The organism is Rheinheimera faecalis (assembly GCF_021290965.1).
GTDB classification, from domain to species: domain Bacteria; phylum Pseudomonadota; class Gammaproteobacteria; order Enterobacterales; family Alteromonadaceae; genus Pararheinheimera; species Pararheinheimera faecalis.
In genome coordinates this window covers 1-1,256 of sequence record NZ_JAJOYT010000034.1, presented here as the reverse complement: position 1 = coordinate 1,256, position 1,256 = coordinate 1, and the positions used below count along the sequence as shown (strand labels likewise).

The window sequence follows — 1,256 nt, the reverse complement described above, 5'->3', positions numbered from 1 at the left end:
AAAAAGATGACTAAACCAGCACTAAGAATAGATGCAGCTTATTGATTTACAAGGAAGATAGGCTAAGGAATGGGAACTACCAATAAAATTTATCTCTGCTTTGTGCAGCGTTCCCCCCCTGAATACGCGACTTTAAACCTTTACCTATTGAACAAAAAGCCTTATCCAGACGTAACATAAAGACATCACTAACAAAAAATAAAGAGTCTACAAAATGTTTAGTTTTTTTAAACGAGATCCACTAAAAGCCTTACGCCAAAAATACGATGCCAAAGCTGAACAAGCGATGCTGGCACAGCGAAAAGGCGATATGCGCTTATTTGCCGATTTAACCGCAGAAGCGGAAGAGTTATGGGCACAGCTGGAAAAGTTGCAGGCTGAAACCAAGCAAAGCTAAAACTCATTTATAGTAAAAAGCTTTAGCAAAAGGCCACTGTTTTATACTGGCCTTTTTAGCTTTTAAGACTTATGAATAGTGGTTGTTAGCTATGAGCGAGTTGCGGACATTCACTTCATGTTCTGTAGCAATAGCTAGGTGAGATGCCCTTGATCTGATTTCATCATGCAGGATCACGATTACTATCGGTGAAAAGGGGTATATTTGGAATTTCTCTTTTTAAAATTGTGGACTTTCCATGCTCTATCGATATATATCCAAAAGATTCCAGCCTGACTAATTGCTCTCTCACAACAGACCTATTCCACCCAAGAGTATCAGCCAAATCCCTTTCAGATGGTAACTTCTGACCCAAGATGAAATTTCCTTTTATGTAGAACACTAAGTCATAAAAAGGTCTGTACTTAGTAAGTGAAATACCAAAACTGGACCCTAACCAATGATCTTGTTCGCGGACTTGCTTCATCTCTTCAACACTTTTATCACTTACATTTTCGTCTAAATATTCGTTCGCATGCCGAATGAAGCTATCTGATTTGTACATTAAGATCGATCGGGAGGTTCTGTCTTTAAATTCTTTTATGAGCTCCGGTCTTGCTCCGATAGTTTTACCTTTAAATTCTGACCACCAGTCCTCTTTTTCATCATCAGTGACAAATATTATGTCGCTTTGATGCTCATTTGCATATTCAATAACTTGCATCCAAACTATCAAGTCTCCGAATTTCTGACATTCCTGTTGCAAATTACCCTTATTTATTAATTTAGCTGCATCTTTGTATCCTGGAGGAGTTAGCTGGTTGTACCGATACTCACCTTCTTTGAAAATTGACTCTAGCTCTTTGGGCTCATATGGACG

The 1,256-nt window shown here is 38.5% G+C and carries 2 protein-coding genes; one reads left to right on the top strand and one right to left on the bottom strand.

Translation table 11 applies throughout. The annotated features are described in order from the left end of the window. The first annotated feature begins 214 nt into the window (after positions 1-214). Positions 215-397 (top strand): DUF6435 family protein, encoded by a 183-nt coding sequence (locus LSG34_RS20640; RefSeq protein WP_233011220.1) that lies wholly within the window; start codon positions 215-217, stop codon positions 395-397. A gap of 163 nt (positions 398-560) precedes the next feature. Here LSG34_RS20640 and LSG34_RS20635 read toward each other — a convergent pair. After that, on the bottom strand, positions 561-1,256 hold a 696-nt coding region (locus LSG34_RS20635; protein WP_233011219.1), incomplete at its 5' end, for a PIN-like domain-containing protein.